14 protein-coding genes and 2 tRNA genes are annotated in these 16,423 nt (G+C 53.0%); 10 read left to right on the top strand and 6 right to left on the bottom strand.

All coding sequences use genetic code 11. From position 1 onward, the window contains the following. The first annotated feature begins 22 nt into the window (after positions 1–22). From E2H98_RS02005 to E2H98_RS01995, 3 genes are all read left to right on the top strand, one after another. Positions 23–496, top strand: a complete 474-nt coding sequence (locus tag E2H98_RS02005) for a CinA family protein (protein WP_198325211.1) — start codon at positions 23–25, stop codon at positions 494–496. 25 nt (positions 497–521) lie between these two features. Then, positions 522–2,282: an acyl-CoA dehydrogenase family protein gene (locus tag E2H98_RS02000; protein WP_133592838.1), complete on the top strand. Its 1,761-nt coding sequence runs from the start codon at positions 522–524 to the stop codon at positions 2,280–2,282. A 117-nt stretch (positions 2,283–2,399) separates the two neighbouring features. Next, positions 2,400–2,476: transfer RNA gene (locus E2H98_RS01995), tRNA-Arg, on the top strand. Between the two features lie 13 nt (positions 2,477–2,489). On the opposite strand, the gene E2H98_RS01990 is transcribed toward E2H98_RS01995, so the two are convergent. The 6 genes from E2H98_RS01990 to argE all read right to left on the bottom strand — a co-directional run bounded on the left by E2H98_RS01990 (position 2,490) and on the right by argE (position 9,492). Further along, positions 2,490–3,734 (bottom strand): hypothetical protein, encoded by a 1,245-nt coding sequence (locus tag E2H98_RS01990; protein WP_133592836.1) that lies wholly within the window; start codon positions 3,732–3,734, stop codon positions 2,490–2,492. Between the two features lie 319 nt (positions 3,735–4,053). After that, complete coding sequence (locus E2H98_RS01985; protein WP_198325210.1) at positions 4,054–6,282, bottom strand: NADP-dependent isocitrate dehydrogenase; 2,229 nt, start codon at positions 6,280–6,282, stop codon at positions 4,054–4,056. A 268-nt stretch (positions 6,283–6,550) separates the two neighbouring features. Then, on the bottom strand, positions 6,551–6,853 hold the full coding sequence (locus E2H98_RS01980; protein ID WP_133592832.1) for a hypothetical protein: 303 nt from the start codon (positions 6,851–6,853) through the stop codon (positions 6,551–6,553). Beyond that, a complete protein-coding gene (locus tag E2H98_RS01975; RefSeq protein ID WP_133592830.1) occupies positions 6,828–7,217 on the bottom strand; it encodes a hypothetical protein in 390 nt (129 codons plus the stop codon). Before E2H98_RS01975 ends, E2H98_RS01980 begins: the two co-directional genes overlap by 26 nt. A gap of 169 nt (positions 7,218–7,386) precedes the next feature. Beyond that, complete coding sequence (locus E2H98_RS01970; RefSeq protein ID WP_133592828.1) at positions 7,387–7,722, bottom strand: hypothetical protein; 336 nt, start codon at positions 7,720–7,722, stop codon at positions 7,387–7,389. Between the two features lie 624 nt (positions 7,723–8,346). Beyond that, the gene (gene argE / locus E2H98_RS01965) at positions 8,347–9,492 is read right to left on the bottom strand and encodes an acetylornithine deacetylase (protein ID WP_133592826.1); all 1,146 of its coding nucleotides are present in this window, start codon (positions 9,490–9,492) and stop codon (positions 8,347–8,349) included. Positions 9,493–9,632: 140 nt separating this feature from the next. Between argE and argR the strand changes: the two genes are divergently transcribed. The 7 genes from argR (at position 9,633) to E2H98_RS01930 (ending at position 16,219) form a co-directional block, all read left to right on the top strand. Beyond that, a complete protein-coding gene (gene argR / locus E2H98_RS01960; protein WP_133592824.1) occupies positions 9,633–10,115 on the top strand; it encodes an arginine repressor in 483 nt (160 codons plus the stop codon). 35 nt (positions 10,116–10,150) lie between these two features. Continuing rightward, the gene (argC, locus tag E2H98_RS01955; protein WP_133592822.1) at positions 10,151–11,173 is read left to right on the top strand and encodes an N-acetyl-gamma-glutamyl-phosphate reductase; all 1,023 of its coding nucleotides are present in this window, start codon (positions 10,151–10,153) and stop codon (positions 11,171–11,173) included. After that, positions 11,173–11,949 (top strand): acetylglutamate kinase, encoded by a 777-nt coding sequence (argB, locus tag E2H98_RS01950; protein ID WP_133592820.1) that lies wholly within the window; start codon positions 11,173–11,175, stop codon positions 11,947–11,949. The genes argC and argB overlap by 1 nt, the downstream gene beginning before the upstream one ends. Positions 11,950–11,982: 33 nt before the next feature. Beyond that, on the top strand, positions 11,983–12,897 hold the full coding sequence (gene argF, locus E2H98_RS01945) for an ornithine carbamoyltransferase (protein WP_133592818.1): 915 nt from the start codon (positions 11,983–11,985) through the stop codon (positions 12,895–12,897). Positions 12,898–12,915: 18 nt separating this feature from the next. After that, positions 12,916–14,133: an argininosuccinate synthase gene (locus E2H98_RS01940; RefSeq protein WP_133592816.1), complete on the top strand. Its 1,218-nt coding sequence runs from the start codon at positions 12,916–12,918 to the stop codon at positions 14,131–14,133. Positions 14,134–14,212: 79 nt separating this feature from the next. Next, a complete protein-coding gene (argH, locus tag E2H98_RS01935) occupies positions 14,213–16,078 on the top strand; it encodes an argininosuccinate lyase (RefSeq protein WP_133592815.1) in 1,866 nt (621 codons plus the stop codon). Between the two features lie 64 nt (positions 16,079–16,142). Continuing rightward, a tRNA-Val gene (locus tag E2H98_RS01930) sits at positions 16,143–16,219 on the top strand. Positions 16,220–16,423 lie beyond the last annotated feature (204 nt).

Raw genomic sequence — 16,423 nt, 5'->3', positions numbered from 1 at the left:
TGTGATGGCAAGGAGAAGAAGAATGGATGGACTGGTACAAAAACTCGCCGAACAACTATTGCGACAGGGCAAGAGGCTGGCGCTGGCCGAATCCTGCACCGGCGGAATGATTGCCGCGGCTTGCACCGGCTTGGCTGGCAGTTCGCGCTGGTTTGATCGTGGTTTTGTCACTTACAGCAATGCCGCAAAAATCGAGTGCCTCGATGTGCCGGCCGAAACGCTGGAGCGTCACGGCGCGGTCAGCGAGGCAACCGTCATTGCGATGGCCAAAGGCACGCTCGAACACAGCGATGCTGACATTGCCTTGTCAGTGTCTGGCATTGCCGGGCCTGACGGCGGTAGCGAAGCAAAGCCGGTCGGTACCGTCTGGTTTGCGCTCAGTGACAAAACCGGTTTTACCAATGCGCTGGTCGAACAATTCACTGGCGATAGAAAACAAGTACGCGAACAGGCTGTGCAGTTCGCGCTGAAGTTATTGATTGAACATACGCGATAATGATTTTTCACTTACGGAGTTGAACATGACTTACAAAGCACCGCTGCGGGACTACCAGTTTCTGTTGAAAGACTGGTTGAAGCTACCGGAAAAATGGCAGGCACTTACCGGCTCCGCTGATCTCGACGACAGCTTGCTCGATGCGGTGCTGGAAGAGGCCGGCAAGTTCTGCGGCGAAGTGTTGTCGCCAATCAACCGCAGCGGTGATGAAGAAGGCTGTCATTTCGAAAACGGTGTGGTGCGCACACCGAAGGGCTTCAAGGAAGCCTGGAAGCAATTTGCCGAAAGTGGCTGGCAATCGCTCTGTGGTGATCCGAACTATGGTGGACAAGGTTTGCCGCGCGCGTTGCATGTCGCGATCGAAGAAATGATTTATGGTGCCAATACCTCGTTTTGTCTTTATTCCTCATTGACCAACGGTGCTACTGAATGCCTCAGCGCCCATGGCGACGACGCGCTCAAATCCACTTATTTGCCGAAACTCCTGAGCGGCGAATGGGCTGGTGCGATGTGCCTGACCGAGCCACATGCCGGCACCGATCTCGGTTTGCTGAAAACCAAGGCCGCTCCGAACAATGACGGCAGTTATTCAATCAGCGGTACAAAAATTTTTATTACCGGTGGCGAACACGACCTGACCGACAACATCATTCACTTGGTATTGGCTCGTCTACCTGACGCACCGGAAGGCACAAAAGGTATTTCGCTGTTTTTGGTGCCGAAAGTGCTGGTTAACAGCGACTTGAGCCTTGGTGAACGAAACGCGATTCATTGCGGATCGATTGAACACAAAATGGGTATTAAGGCTTCCAGCACCTGTGTGATGAATCTCGATGGTGCCAAAGGTTGGTTGATTGGCAAGCCACATCAAGGCCTGCGTGCGATGTTCACGATGATGAATGTCGAGCGACTGTCCATCGCGATTCAAGGCATTGGTCTTGGCGAACTGGCCTGGCAAATCGCCGCGCGTTATGCGGTCGAACGCAAACAGGGCAGGGCCGAACAATCAGAAAATACCGCTGACCCGATCATCGTTCACGGCGATGTCCAGCGCATGTTGATGACGATGCGTGCTTACAACGAAGGCGGACGTGCACTGGCGCTCTGGATGGGGACTCTGCTGGATGCCGCCCATCGCGGTAATGACGAAAAACAGAAAGCTGAAGCCGACGCGATGTTGGCGCTGCTGACTCCCATCGCCAAAGGCTTTTTCACCGACACCGGTTTTGATGCCTGCAACCTCGGTGTGCAGGTGCTCGGCGGTCATGGTTATGTGCGTGAATGGGGGGTTGAGCAAACGGTACGTGATGCCCGTATTGCGCAAATTTACGAAGGCACCAACGGCGTCCAGGCACTGGATTTGGTTGGCCGCAAAGTGATTGCCAACAAAGGTGAAACCGCCAAGGTATTGCTGCATGAAATTCGCGAGACGGCTCACGATCATCCGGATTTGATCTGGCGTGATGCGCTGAAAGTCGCCGCCAACGACTTCGAGCAGGCATTGAATGCACTACTTAGCAACGCCGAAAAAGGTGGTCACCATGCCAACGCCAATGCCGTGCATTTCATGCATCTGTCCGGTTACCTGATTTACGGTTGGCTTTGGGCGCAACAACTGCAGGTTCTGCATAACAATGTTAGCGACGATCCGTTCGTGCGTAACAAACGCATTACCGCCGATTTTTATCGCCGCCAGTTGTTACCGCGTACCGCTAGCCTAAAAGTCTTGATCGTCGGCGATGCCTGTGATTGGACCATTCCGGACACCGAGTATTACGCCGTTTGAACGGATAGGCTGTTGGCATATATTTTTCGCCGGCAGTGGTACTTCAGGTCAGCGCCAGGCTACGGAGTCACAGTAGCTTGGCGAGCCAGAGTCAAAATCGCTAGAATGCCCGGCCCCGTCCCGGTAGCTCAGCTGGATAGAGCAGCCCCCTCCTAAGGGGCAGGTCGGACGTTCGAATCGTCTCCGGGACGCCAAACCCCTCCTAATTCAATTTGCCGCATCCATTTTCACCGAGAATTTGAGGGCTTTGGCGTATAGTCTTGCCGGGTCCATATCCTTGGCTGCGTACTCAACCAGTGTATCAATATCCGGACTGATCAGTTGTTCAAATGCTTTTTCGCGGTTGACATAAATTGTCAACGGTCGGTTCAAGTCGAACTGTTCAGGTGAGATCAGTATTGTGAATTGCTCAGCGGAATAACTGTAGACATTGATCATGTTACCGCTTGCCTGAGCTTCGACTATTGCCCTTGGATTGTCTTGCTCCATCAGTCCCTTCAATAGATTTTCTTTCGTGGGCTGCGAGATCTTGTCAACAACTAGCCAATGTGCGCGGCGGTAAGCTGTATTCTCGTCAACCTCCATCACAACTGTTTCCGGAAAGGGGTTACGACTGATGGATGCAGCCTTCGCCAACATCAAATCATGAGCATGTCGAAATGTTGGGTAGGAATGCGAACCGCTGACTGCAATAAATTCCACGTCGACACCCAGCGAGCGAAAATAGTTGGCGTAGATCTCAATAGCATCAGCTGGATAAAGTCTATCAGCTGTACCGTTGACGATAAGCATGCGCGTGTTCAGGTAATTGATCGGATAGGTTTCCTGATTGGCGCCATTTACTGCGGAGGAAATAACCGTTGGGCTACCTATCGCTGGTGCAACCAAGGCAAATAGATCCGGAGTTCTGGCGGCTATATAGAAAATGCCGCTACCGCCGTCGGACAAGCCAGTGAGAAAAATACGATTGCTATCAATGGCGTATTCTGCTTTGAGTTCATTGAGAATGCCGCGCAGATTTTCCACCTGTAAGTCACTCCACCAGCGAGCTTCATGCCATCCGGCCGGAAATATCTGAAAATATTCCTCCTGTTTGACCAGATCGTAAAAAGGCCACCAGCGTCCATTTCTTCGCCAGCGTTGAGCGGTGACATCACCGTGCAAATAAAAAATTGCCGGGTAACGTTTGCCTTCAATGATTCTCTGTGGCGGAATCAATGTGTAGTAAAACGGTTTGCCATCCAAATGGTGAGTGCGCAGTTGGCGTTGGCCAGCATCAAGGCTTTTGTGTTGGTCACCCTGCTTCAGGTATTGATACATGGCATCAAAAGAGCCCAGTCGTTGTCGATGCTGCTCAAGAGCGGACAATCGCTGTGTTGGGTTGCCAATCGAAAATGGATGAGGGGGTATGGCAAGGGCCAACTGCGATGCCAAGGCGATGACTGACAGCATGATTCGTATCGGAATCATTATTGAGTGTCTACCACATTTGCTGAGAACCATTAAACAATATAGATACAACGCGATATCTTGATCAATCAGCTGTCAAATGCTCACATGTTCACTGTGTATTATTACCTGATCTGGCTTGCGTCTGAAACAAAAGGGAGTTACTGATCTTCAAGTTGGGAGTCGGACATTCTGGTTTCGAATAGACTGCTAGATGTGACAGTCTGAGCTTAATGCTTTCGCTAGCAAACGTACTTTTGCTGGATTTGAAATAAATATCCCCGATTGCTCGGGGATATTTATTTCTTCCGTTGTTAAACGCTTACCCGCCCAACGCTGAAATGGCTTCGTTCAGCGTTTTGCTTGGCCGCATCGCTTGCGAGGTTTTTTCTTCGCTCGGTTGGTAGTAACCACCGATGTCCACTGCTTTTCCTTGCACGCCATTCAACTCGGCAACGATGGTTTGTTCTTTTTCCGTCAGGGTTTTCGCCAACGGCGCGAACAGGTTTTTCAGCTCGGCATCGTCATTCTGTTCGGCCAACGCTTTTGCCCAGTACATGGCCAGATAGAAATGGCTACCGCGATTGTCGATACCGCCGACTTTACGAGCCGGGGATTTGTCGTTGTCGAGGAATTCGCCATTGGCTTTGTCCAGCGCATCGGCCAGCACTTTGGCCTTCTTGTTGCCGGTTTTCAGCGCCAGATCTTCGATGGAAACGGCCAGTGCCAGGAATTCGCCGAGCGAATCCCAGCGTAGGTAGTTCTCTTCGACAAATTGCTGCACGTGTTTCGGCGCCGAACCACCAGCGCCGGTTTCGAACAGACCTCCGCCGGCGAGCAGCGGCACGATCGACAGCATCTTGGCGCTGGTGCCGAGTTCCAGAATCGGGAACAGGTCGGTCAGGTAATCACGCAGTACGTTGCCGGTGACGGAAATGGTGTTCTGTCCGGCTTTGACGCGCTTCAGCGTGTAACGGGTTGCTTCGACCGGTGACAAGATTTGAATGTCGAGGCCAGTGGTGTCGTGCTCTTTAAGGTAGGTTTCGACTTTCTTAATCAGCTGCGCGTCATGAGCACGCGCTTTGTCCAACCAGAAAATCGCCGGTTGACCGGTAACGCGCGAGCGGGTGACGGCCAGCTTGACCCAATCCTTGATTGGCAGATCTTTGGTTTGGCACATGCGCCAGATGTCGCCGGCTTCAACGCGATGCTGCATCAGGGTTTTGCCGTTGCCATCGACGACGCGAATTTCGCCGTCTTTATCAACGCAGAAGGTTTTGTCGTGTGAGCCGTACTCTTCGGCTTTCTGCGCCATCAGACCGACGTTGGAAACGTTGCCCATCGTGCGCGGATCGAACGCACCGTTTTCAATACAGAATTTGATTGTCTCATCGTAAACACCGGCGTAGCAGCGGTCCGGGATCATGGCTTTGGTGTCGTGCTGCTTGCCATCCGGGCCCCACATCTGGCCAGAGGCACGAATCATTGCCGGCATCGAAGCGTCGATAATGACATCGCTCGGTACGTGCAGGTTGGTGATGCCTTTGTCGGAGTCGACCATCGCCAGTGCTGGCTGTTTGCTGTAAACCGCGTTCAAGTCCGCTTTGATGGCGTTTTGTTCCGATTCACTCAGCGCGCTGATTTTGGCGTAGACATCGCCAATACCGTTTTTCGGATCAACACCAATCTTGGCGAATGTGTCCTGGTATTTCTTGAACACATCGGCGTAGAAAACCGTGACCGCGTGACCGAACATGATTGGGTCGGATACTTTCATCATCGTTGCTTTCAAGTGCAGGCTCAGCAGCACGCCGGACTTTTTGGCATCGACAATTTCTTTTTCGAAAAAGGCGCGCAGCGCTTTGGCATTCATCGCCGAAGCATCGATGACTTCACCTGCTTGCAGTTTCAAACCCTCTTTCAATGTGGTAACGGTGCCGTCGTTGGCAACGTGTTCGATTTTCACGGTCGTTGCGCTATCGACGGTGACCGACTGTTCGCTACCGTAAAAATCATTGGCCGACATGTGCGCGACATGCGATTTGGAATCTTTCGACCAGGCTCCCATGCTGTGCGGATGCTTTTGCGCATAGGCTTTGACCGGCGCGGCAACACGGCGATCGGAGTTGCCTTCACGCAGCACTGGATTCACAGCGCTACCGAGCACTTTCGCGTAACGTGCCTTGATGTCTTTTTCCTGATCGTTTTTCGGCTCAACCGGATAATCCGGAACCTTGTAGCCATGTGCTTGCAGTTCTTTGATGGCCGCCGTCAACTGCGGAATCGAGGCGCTGATGTTCGGTAGCTTGATGATGTTGGCTTCCGGCGTTTTCGACAGCTCGCCAAGCTCAGCCAAGTCATCGTTCTGGCGTTGTTCGGCGCTCAGATTTTCCGGAAAGTTGGCGATGATGCGGCCTGCCAGGGAAATGTCGCGCGTCTCCACGGTGATACCGGCTGCCTTGGTAAACGCTTGCACAATCGGCAGCAGTGAATAGGTGGCAAGCATCGGTGCTTCATCGGTAATCGTGTAGATAATGCGTGACTGTGACATGGACATTCCCCAGATGGATGAACCCGGACGGGATACGCGTTGCGGACGCGACAACGTATGGTTCGGGAGGCAATCGAGCACGAGCAGATGGCTCGCCCCAGCAAAATCGGGCGGCATTATAGCACCACGCAAAGGGCCGGCGCGCGTTAGACCAAAGGCGTAAACGCCAGAAGAAATCCGCTATCGAACCGCGGACTGGACAAAAATTGGCCAGATGAATCCTGGGCAACTCCGCTTCGTTGCCAATCTTGGTTGGTGTGGTCGCCGCTCAGGTCGTCGAATCCGTTTTATTGTTCTTGGCAAACTGCTGCATTGCCATGCGCAGTTGCTTGTCGGCCAACATCGAAAGGCCGGCCGCAAACCAGCCGGAAACGCGGTTGATGCCGTGGTGGATGCTGCCTGGTTCGTGGCGAAGACCCAATACAAAACCGGAGCCGACAACCAGCAGCGGCGGCAAGCGATGAGCCCAGCGCTGTTGGGTTGCCGTCATGGCCGTCAACACCTGTTGTTGGCGTTGTTCGAGATCGCCAGCGGTGCGGCGGATTTCACGGTGAAGTTGGAGCCGATTCATGGTTTGGTTTCCGTTGTTGGTGTTGAGGTGATCCGGTCAGTCCGAGCAGTTGGCGGGTATAGGGCAGTGAGGCCTGACGCTTCAACGAGCGCAACCACAAACGACAGAACAGGTAGGCGGCGATCTGCAGCAACGTAAAGCTGGCGAAAGCGATGCCCAGATGTTGATAGATATCAAACATCAGCCAGGCAAAGGTCACCGATGCACTGAGCCAGATCAACGCGAGCAGCAGCGGCGAAATCAGCGTGATAGCAAGAATGCGCGGGAATTGTTTAACGGCCAGTTGCAGTTCCAGATCGACAAGTTTCAGACTGTCTTTACCCAAACGCAACACGGCGTCCAGTTGTTCAAACAATTTGTTCACAGGTGATTCCTGCGCCGGCTTGTTGGCGGGGGATTCTGAGCGAGGCGTCTCTTGCTCGGGATTCATCCGACTCTCCTTGTTTGCGGGATTGCTTGCGGTAACAAGCAAACTCCGGATTTCGTCAGATGCGTCAACGCATCTGACGAAGAAACCGGGAGTTCACTTGTTTTCAGCGGGCACGGAATACTCGTGACACCAGCCAGCCCGTGGCAAAAGCGAGACCAAATGCGGTCAGCGGGCGTTCCCGAATCATGTCGCCTGCGCGTTCCAGATAAATGGCGCCACGATCGGTCGCGGCATGTGAAGTTTCACTGGCAGCGGTTTTGAAATCATCCATTGCGGCACGAGTTTCTGCGCGGGCGTTGCGTACTCCTTCACCGACATGGCTGCCAGCTTCGCGTAAATGCTCGCGTCCAGAACGTGCGGCATTACGAGCGTTTTCCATATGCGCATTGCTGCGCTCCGCGCGTTGTGCCGCCGTTTCACTGATGTTTTCGGTAGGCATAGTTGTGCTCCTTGCTTGATTAGGGTCGAACAACGGGTGCTCGACACGTGGTGATGACAACATGAGGCCCGGATTGTTGTCGGAAGTTATTGTCATGACGCGTTCGCGTCCAAATCAATGCGAGTAAGACACAAAAAATCGTCACCGGGCGCGGCAGACGATGGCGGGCAAAAATCGTTTTATTGCTGTTGTTGTCAACGATTACGACGTATCGCACGTCAATCGAGAGAGGTTTTCGCGCTGGCGGTAACGGTTTCCGGTTTCCCCTCGCTATCATCGTGATTGGGGCGGTCTGAAGATGCTGTGATCGTCGTTTGATCTCTAGACACAGCTCACTAACACATCACCCTTTATATCGATGACCTATAAAAAGTATAGACGCTGTTCTGTCTTTCTCCAGAAAAGTGAAGCGATTTGCGGCGGAAATAATGCGCTTTTCGAGTTTTGCCGCCAATTTTTTTCAGCGCAATAGTCGTTATAAAATTTCAGTTATTTCTATTGTGTTGCTTATAGAAAACTTATTGTTTGTCGGCATACGGTTATTTGAGTGCGTTTGAATGCTGACGCTTTGCTATGAAATAATTACCACAAAGTGACGAAGTTACTGCAGTGACCTCATCACCATTAGCAGAGTAGCTTGTAAACAAGTGCCAACAAAAATTGTTCGCAAGCTTTCAGTTCTTCCCGGGTGACGTATTCATTAGGCTGGTGGGCACGATCGATGCTACCAGGGCCCATGACGATCACTTCCGAGCCAAGTGCTCGGTAATAGGGCGCTTCGGTTCCGTAGTTGACGCAAATGGCGGATTTGCCGCTCAGTTCGGTTGCGGTGCTGACCAAGCGGGTATCAATTGGCGTCGCAAATGCCGGTGTACCGGGCCACATTTCCTGCAACTCCAGTGTGGCTTTGGTTTTGTTCTTTATTTTTTCGATTTGTTTACGCAGATCATCATAGGTCTTTTCTATGGCCATACCGGGCAATGGCCGCAAATCGAAATCGAGTACCGCTTCCGGGCAAATGCGATTGACGGCATCGCCACCAGCCAGGCGACCAAAATTCAGCGTCGGGTAGGGCACGGCAAAGCTTTCATCTCGATGCAGCAATTTTAAGTCGGAACGCCATTGCATCAGCACACCCATCGCTTCATACATCGCATCGAGGGCGTTGATGCCGGCATCAGGATTTGACGAGTGGCCGGAATGGCCATGGGCGCATAAGCGGTGCGCCAAGTGGCCTTTATGGGCGCGTACCGGCACCAGGTCAGTCGGTTCGCCGATGACCACGTAGTTCGCGTGCAGGGCATCGCTGTCCTGCAGCCAACGACCTCCAGACATCGTGCTTTCCTCATCACAGGTGGCGACGATGTACAGCGGCTTTTTCAGCTTTTTCTGGTCGATTTGACTGGCTACCGTAACGGCGGCCGCGATAAAGCCTTTCATATCGGTGCTGCCAAGGCCATGCAGGCGACCGTCGATATCGGTCAGCGTGAACGGGTCGGTGGCCCAGCGAGCGGCATCGAACGGCACCGTGTCGGTATGGCCCGAAAACACCAGGCCGCCTGTTCCCTGACCAAAGCGGGCAATCAGGTTCAGCTTGCGCGGCTCGTGCACCACTTCGTGGATGCTGACCTCAGCACCAAGCGTATTCAGCACATCGGAGAGGCGATGGATGATCGGTGCGTTGCTCTGGTCCCAGAGGCTTTCGGTGGAACTGACGCTGGGAATCGCTACCAGCTCAGTCAGCAGCTCGATCGTCGAAGGTATCGCCATGATGATTTTCCGTGATCAACATTGAGGGTCTATAGTGGGGTATGCATAATGCCAATGCATATGCATTATAACAATGAATTTTTATGCTTAGTGTTGCATAAAAATGTAATTGCCCGTATTCTCGCTTTCGTGGAGCCAACATGACCGTTCGCAAACCAGAACCGGTGCCCGTGGGTAAGCAGGGTCGCCAACAGATTATTTGTGAACTGATTGTCACACATGAGGTGCATAGTCAGGAGCAATTGGTCGAATTGCTGTCTGAAAAAGGCATCGAAACAACACAGACGACGTTGTCGCGTGACTTGACTGAACTGAAGGTGTTCAAAGGCCCGAATGGCTACACCTTACCGCAGTCAGAATTGTCAGTACCGCCGACCACGTCGGAGTTGAAACGGTTTTTGGAAACGCTGCTGGTTTCCATTGATCAGGCGTCGAACCTGGTGGTGTTGAAAACTCGCCCAGGTCGCGCGCAAATTTTGGGATACGAACTCGATCGCGGTGGTATCCCGTTGGTGGTGGGCACATTGGCCGGTGACGATACCTTGTTTATCGCCACTCGCTCGGAGCAGGACGCCCACCAGTTGATTGAAGAACTGCAAGAATTGGCAGGCGTCAAACGCTAAAGGGTTAATCGGCCTTGGCGCCTGCGGAGGTCGATATGTTGAATGTAGCCGTGTTGGGCGCCAGTGGATATGTTGGCGCCGAACTGACGCAAATTCTGGCCGCACATCCGCAAGTAAGTGGATTGCAATTGTTCCATTCCGGCGAACAGCCCGGCCAGTTTCCTTTCCATCATTTTCAGGCGCGCAGCCGCGGTCAGGTGGCAGCGCCGGTCGAGCCATTTTCGCCGGAAAAGCTTAGCGATTTCACCGATGTCGTGTTTCTTTGCACGCCGCATGAATTCGCTGCCGATCACACGCCCGAGTTATTGAAGAAAGCGAAAGTCGTTATCGATCTGTCGGCCGGTTTTCGTTTCTCTGATGCCAGTATCTATCAACAATATTACGGTTTTACCCATCCGAATCCCGATTTGCTCGGCAAAGCTGTTTACGGTTTGCCAGAGCTGAATGCCGATGGGCTGAATAATGCCACTTTGATTGGTTGCGCCGGTTGCTACGTTACCGCCGCCAGTCTTGCTATTGCGCCGCTGAGCAAGAACGGTTTGTTAAAAAGCGGTACGTTGCCGATCATCAGCGCCACCAGCGGCGTCAGCGGTGCTGGCCGCAAAGCGCAGGTGTCCACGCATTTCTGCGAAGTGTCATTGACGCCTTATGGTGTGCAGAATCATCGCCATCAACCGGAAATCGAAAAGAACGTGGGTGTGCCAGTGGTGTTCCAACCACATCTTGGCAACTACAAGCGCGGCATTCTGGCCAGTGTTTATTTGTTTACCAACAACGGCGTGACCGCGACCGATATCGATCAAGCGCTGAATAAGGCTTACGAAAATCAGCCGATGGTTCGTTTGCTCGGCGCTGGTCAGTATCCGGCTGTGCAACACGTCGAGAACACACCGTTCTGCGATCTGGGCTGGCGCTTTGATGAAGCACGCGGTCAGCTGACGGTATTTTCAGCGCTCGACAATTTGCTGAAAGGCGCCGCTTCGCAAGCCGTGCAGTGTTTCAATATCCGTTTCGGTTTTGATATGCGCACCGGCCTATTGCCACTGGAGCACGCCTGATGAATCCGGTGGTCGTGAAACTAAGCGGCGGTGCAATCGAAGATCCGATCGTCATTGCCAATCTGATGCCGGCGTTGCAGGAGCTGGCGGCCAAACAACCGCTGATCCTGGTGCACGGTGGCGGCAAACAAGTTGATGCCCATTTTGCCCACTGGCAGTACCCGGTCGAAAAGAAAAATGGCCTGCGGGTAAGCCCGGCAGAACATATGCCGCTGATCACGGCCGTGCTCGCGGGTCAGGTCAACAAACAATTATTGTCAGCGGCAAAAGTTGTCGGCATGAATGCTGTCGGTGTGTCGCTGGCCGATGGTGACAGTGCCGTCTGTTCACCACATCCGGATGCCAGCCTCGGTGCCGTAGGCATTGTGGATCCGGGTAAAGGCAAAATGATGCAAGCGTTATTAGGCGCAGGCTTTGTGCCGATTGTTGCCAGCATCGCGCTCGATCAGCAATCGCAGCTTCGTAACGTCAACGCCGATGATGCTGCGGTATGTTTGGCCGCACTGACCAAGGCTCAGGATTTACTTTTACTTAGCGATGTTTCCGGCGTGCGTGACGCCGAAGGCAAAACACATGCATCAATGACCAAGGCGCAAATTCAACAGGAGATCGCCAACGGCGTGATCCAGGGCGGGATGATTGCCAAAGTCATGGCTGCGATGCAGGCCGCCGCACAACTCGGTAAACACGTCACCATAGCCAGTTATCTCCAACCGGATGCCATCCGACGATATGCACATGGACAGGATATCGGCACCCACATTCTCGCGGTGTAAAGGCACTCAATTACTTTAGGTTGGAGTTTTACCATGCAAAAAGATTACTTGACCGGGCTGGAGTTCTCTCCGGCTCAAACCGAAGGCTTGCTCGATTTGGCGTTATTGGCCAAACAACAGCCAGAAAAATTTCAACACGCGCTGTCCGGCAAAAGCATTGTCATGCTGTTTGAAAAGCCGAGTTTGCGTACCCGGATGAGTTTCGAAGTGGGTATTCAACGGCTCGGTGGCCAGGCCATTTATCTTGACCACAAAGACGAACGCATCGGTGTCCGTGAATCGATTGCCGATTACGCGCGCAATTTCAGTGTTTGGGTGCACGGCATCATCGCCCGGGTATTTGCCCATCAAACCTTGACCGAGTTGGCGAAAAATGCGCGGGTACCGGTGGTCAATGCCTTGTGCGAAAAACTGCATCCCTGCCAGGCGCTGGCGGATTATCTGTCGTTGAAAGAAACCTATGGCAATCTGAAAGGTTTGAAGCTCGCCTATGTCGGAGACGGCAACAATGTTTCGCATTCGTTGTTGCTGGTCGGCGCGATGCTGGGTGTCAACGTCACGGTGCTGACACCGCAGAAATATGCCTGCAAAGCCGAATGGCTGGATAAAGCACAAACGCTCGCGGCGCAAACCGGTGCCACCGTTCGCTTGATTCATCAACCGAACCAGCTAGGTCAGCAGGACGTGCTGTACACCGACACCTGGGTGTCGATGGGCGAGAGCAAGTCGGCCAGTGAACTGGAGCGGGTATTGAAGCCTTATCAATTGAACGAAACGATGGTCGCGGAAACCGGCGCGGGTCATGTCATGCACTGCCAGCCAGCGCATCGAGATGTCGAAATCACTTCAGCGCTGTTCGACAGCAATATTTGCCTGGCGATGCGCCAGGCGGAAAACCGTTTGCATGCGCAGAACGCGCTTCTGCTGAACCTGTTCAATGCGGCTTAAATTTTGCGAGAAATTGTCATGAAAAATCAGCAATTCAAAAAAGTGGTATTGGCGTATTCCGGTGGTCTGGATACCTCGGCGATTGTGCCGTGGTTGAAGGAGAACTACGAGTGTGAAGTGGTCTGTTTTGTTGGCGATATCGGCCAATCTCTCGATGATCTGAAAGGCGTAGAGAAAAAAGCTATCGCCAGCGGTGCCAGCGGCTGTCATGTCGTCAATCTGCAAGAGGTATTTGCCCGCGAAGCCATTTACCCGTTGATGAAAGCTGGCTGCCTGTACGAAGGCCGTTATCTGCTCGGCACCTCGATGGCGCGGCCGATTCTGGCGCGTGCCCAGGTGGAAGTGGCGCGCGCGGTTGGTGCTGATGCACTATCGCATGGCTGCACCGGCAAAGGTAACGATCAGGTGCGATTTGAAACGGTGTTTGCCGGTTTGGCACCAGATCTACCCGTGATTGCGCCATGGCGGATTTGGTCGATGCGTTCGCGTGAGGAATTGCTGGCGTATTTGGCCGAGCGCGATATTCCTTGCTCAGCCAGTGCCACGAAAATTTACAGCCGAGATGAAAACGCCTTTCACCTGTCCACTGAAGGTGGTGAGCTGGAAAGCCCGTGGAATGCGCCGACCCACAATGTTTGGGAATGGACCAAAAACATTGAGGAAACGCCGAATACGCCAACCAATGTCACACTGGATATCGAGCAGGGCGAAGTAAGAGCGGTCAACGGTGAAACGATGACGCCGATGCAGGTGGTCAAAACCTTGAACGAACTCGGAGTGCAGCATGGTGTTGGCCGTATCGACATCATCGAGAATCGCCTGGTCGGTATGAAGTCGCGCGGCTGTTACGAAACGCCTGGCGGTACCATTTTGTTTAACGCGATTCGCGGTTTGGAAGAACTGGTTTTTGATCGCGACTCGTTCAAGCTGCGTCAGCAACTGGCGCTGGACTTGGCCGAAAAAGTCTACGACGGCAAATGGTTTGTGCCGGCAACGCGGGCGATTCTGGCAGCAGTAGACAGTCTTGCTCAGACCTTGAACGGTAAAGTGGTAGTTCAGCTGTTCAAAGGCCAGGCGACCGTGATTCAGCGTCAGTCGATCAACTCGTTGTATTCCGAATCGTTCGCGACATTTGGCAAGGATGAGGTGTATCAGCAAGCCCATGCCGAAGGCTTTATCCGTTTGTACAGTTTGCCGTCACGCATCCGAGCCTTGAAAGCTACCGGGCAAGCCTGACGCGAACGCTTGTTTCGATGTGTAACCGGTCGGCGTCACGCCGACCTTGTTGTTTTGGTCTTTGAGGAAAGTTCCAGCAATGTCGACACTCTGGGGTGGACGTTTCGAGCAGGTCACCGATAACGAATTGTTTCGTCAGTTCAATGATTCCCTGCCATTTGATTACCGCTTGGCTGAACAGGATGTGCAAACATCGGTCGCTTGGGCCAGCGCCTTGCATCGCGCCGGCGTGCTGACACAAGAAGAGATGTCACGCCTGCACGGCGCACTGCGTCAGCTGTTGCGAATTATCCACGACAATCCAGCGGAAATTTTGGGTTCCGGTGAAGAGGATATTCATTCCTGGGTGGAGTCCGAGCTCGTCAAACGTGTTGGCGACTTGGGTAAAAAATTACACACCGGCCGCAGCCGTAACGATCAGGTCGCGACCGATTTGCGACTGTGGGTGGAAACGGCTTGCGTGCAACTATTGGCCGAGAGCCGCAGTGTGCAGCGCGCGTTATTGCAGCTGGCTGATGATCATGTCGATACCGTATTCCCTGGTTACACGCATTTACAGCGCGCCCAGCCGCTGCGTTTCGCCCATTGGTGTCTGGCCTATGTCGAAATGCTGGAACGAGATGTAACGCGCATTGAAAGCGTAATCGCGCATTCTGATCAATGTCCGCTGGGTTCCGGTGCGTTAGCAGGCACCGCGTACGCCATCGATCGACATAAATTGGCGAAAACGCTAGGCTTTAAAGAGCCGACCAGAAATTCGCTTGATGCGGTTTCCGATCGCGATTACGTACTGGAGTTGCTGTCAGCGCTTTCTATTCAAATGATGCATCTGTCGCGAATGGCCGAAGATCTGATTTTCTACGCCAGCGGCGAAGCCGGCTTTGTGCAACTCAGCGATGAAGTGACCACCGGTTCGTCATTGATGCCGCAAAAGAAAAACCCGGATGCACTGGAATTGATTCGTGGCAAAACCGGCCGTGTATATGGTTCTATGATTTCGTTGTTTACGACTTTGAAAGCCTTGCCGCTCGCTTACAACAAGGACATGCAGGAAGACAAAGAGGCGTTGTTTGCTGCCGTTGAGAGCGCCAGCCTGTGTTTGCGCATGACCGAGAAATCGGTACTGGCGATCAGCGTTGACAAGGAGCGGGCGAAAGTTGCCGCGCAACGCGGTTACTCGAACGCTACGGAACTAGCCGACTATTTGGTCGGCAAACAGGTGCCTTTTAGAGAAGCGCACCATATTGCCGGTCGCGCTGTGTTGTTTGCCGCGGACAAAAAGAAAGCACTGGAAGAATTGTCGCTGGAGGAGTTGCAGCAGTTCCATCCAATGATCGGCAGCGATATTTACCCGATGTTGGCACTCGACTCCTGTCTGGAAAAACGCGATGTCTTTGGCGGTGTTTCTCGTCGTCGTGTGGTTGAAGCATTGTCGCAAGCAAAAATGCGTGTCAACGGCTTGAGCCTGAGCGAGCAACTGGAAGTGCGTGATGCGACAGTACACGATGTGCCGGAAATCATTGCGTTGGTCAATCACTGGGCCAAAGAAGGCGAGAACCTGCCACGCTCGCGTGCGGATTTGATTTCGCATCTGCAAGATTTTGTTGTGGCGAAAAAAGACGGCAAAGTCGTCGGCTGCGCAGCGCTGTTTATCTATAACGAAGATATCGCTGAAATCCGCAGCCTTGGTATTTGGCCGCAGTACCAAGGCTTGGGGCAGGGGCGGGCGATGGTGGCCTATCTTTGCGAGCGGGCCAAGCAGCTTGGCTTGAAACGGGTGCTGTCATTGACCCGGGTACCGGATTTCTTCGCCAAGCTCGGTTTTGTCCGCGACCAGCGCGACAACCTGCCGGACAAAGTCCTGAAAGACTGCCAGTTCTGCCCCAAACTGCAGGCCTGCGACGAGCATGCGTTGATTTTTTATCCAGAGGCGGTCAATTCCTGAAAAATTTTGAGCGCCAAGCTTGCCGAGTCGCAAAGACGATGGTAACTTACGCGCCCTCAACGACAGGCGCATAGCTCAGCTGGTTAGAGCACCACCTTGACATGGTGGGGGTCGTTGGTTCGAGTCCAATTGCGCCTACCAAATTATCAACAAAAACAGCGGCTTAGGCCGCTGTTTTTGTTTTGCTCGTGGTAAACCCCTTCTTTTTAACGGTACGGCAATCAAATCCCTAAATTTTCACCCGCAAATTTTCGTTGAGTTTAAATGCCGTTTCGGATATTTTGCGCCGCTCAAAAAAGCACCAGAATTTTGTAACGTTGTTGTTGGGGAATGTCATGATTCGTT

The organism is Permianibacter aggregans, assembly GCF_009756665.1.
GTDB classification, from domain to species: domain Bacteria; phylum Pseudomonadota; class Gammaproteobacteria; order Enterobacterales; family Permianibacteraceae; genus Permianibacter; species Permianibacter aggregans.
Note: the sequence above shows the minus strand (reverse complement) of the source record. Positions and strands in the feature narration are given on the sequence as shown.

Coding starts and splice junctions, on each gene's coding strand:
- E2H98_RS02005 (WP_198325211.1), top strand. CDS start 23: ATGGATGGACTGGTACAAAAACTCGCCGAACAACTATTGCGACAGGGC.
- E2H98_RS02000 (WP_133592838.1), top strand. CDS start 522: ATGACTTACAAAGCACCGCTGCGGGACTACCAGTTTCTGTTGAAAGAC.
- E2H98_RS01990 (WP_133592836.1), bottom strand. CDS start 3,734: ATGCTGTCAGTCATCGCCTTGGCATCGCAGTTGGCCCTTGCCATACCC.
- E2H98_RS01985 (WP_198325210.1), bottom strand. CDS start 6,282: ATGTCACAGTCACGCATTATCTACACGATTACCGATGAAGCACCGATG.
- E2H98_RS01980 (WP_133592832.1), bottom strand. CDS start 6,853: ATGAATCGGCTCCAACTTCACCGTGAAATCCGCCGCACCGCTGGCGAT.
- E2H98_RS01970 (WP_133592828.1), bottom strand. CDS start 7,722: ATGCCTACCGAAAACATCAGTGAAACGGCGGCACAACGCGCGGAGCGC.
- argE (WP_133592826.1), bottom strand. CDS start 9,492: ATGGCGATACCTTCGACGATCGAGCTGCTGACTGAGCTGGTAGCGATT.
- argR (WP_133592824.1), top strand. CDS start 9,633: ATGACCGTTCGCAAACCAGAACCGGTGCCCGTGGGTAAGCAGGGTCGC.
- argC (WP_133592822.1), top strand. CDS start 10,151: ATGTTGAATGTAGCCGTGTTGGGCGCCAGTGGATATGTTGGCGCCGAA.
- argB (WP_133592820.1), top strand. CDS start 11,173: ATGAATCCGGTGGTCGTGAAACTAAGCGGCGGTGCAATCGAAGATCCG.
- argF (WP_133592818.1), top strand. CDS start 11,983: ATGCAAAAAGATTACTTGACCGGGCTGGAGTTCTCTCCGGCTCAAACC.
- E2H98_RS01940 (WP_133592816.1), top strand. CDS start 12,916: ATGAAAAATCAGCAATTCAAAAAAGTGGTATTGGCGTATTCCGGTGGT.
- argH (WP_133592815.1), top strand. CDS start 14,213: ATGTCGACACTCTGGGGTGGACGTTTCGAGCAGGTCACCGATAACGAA.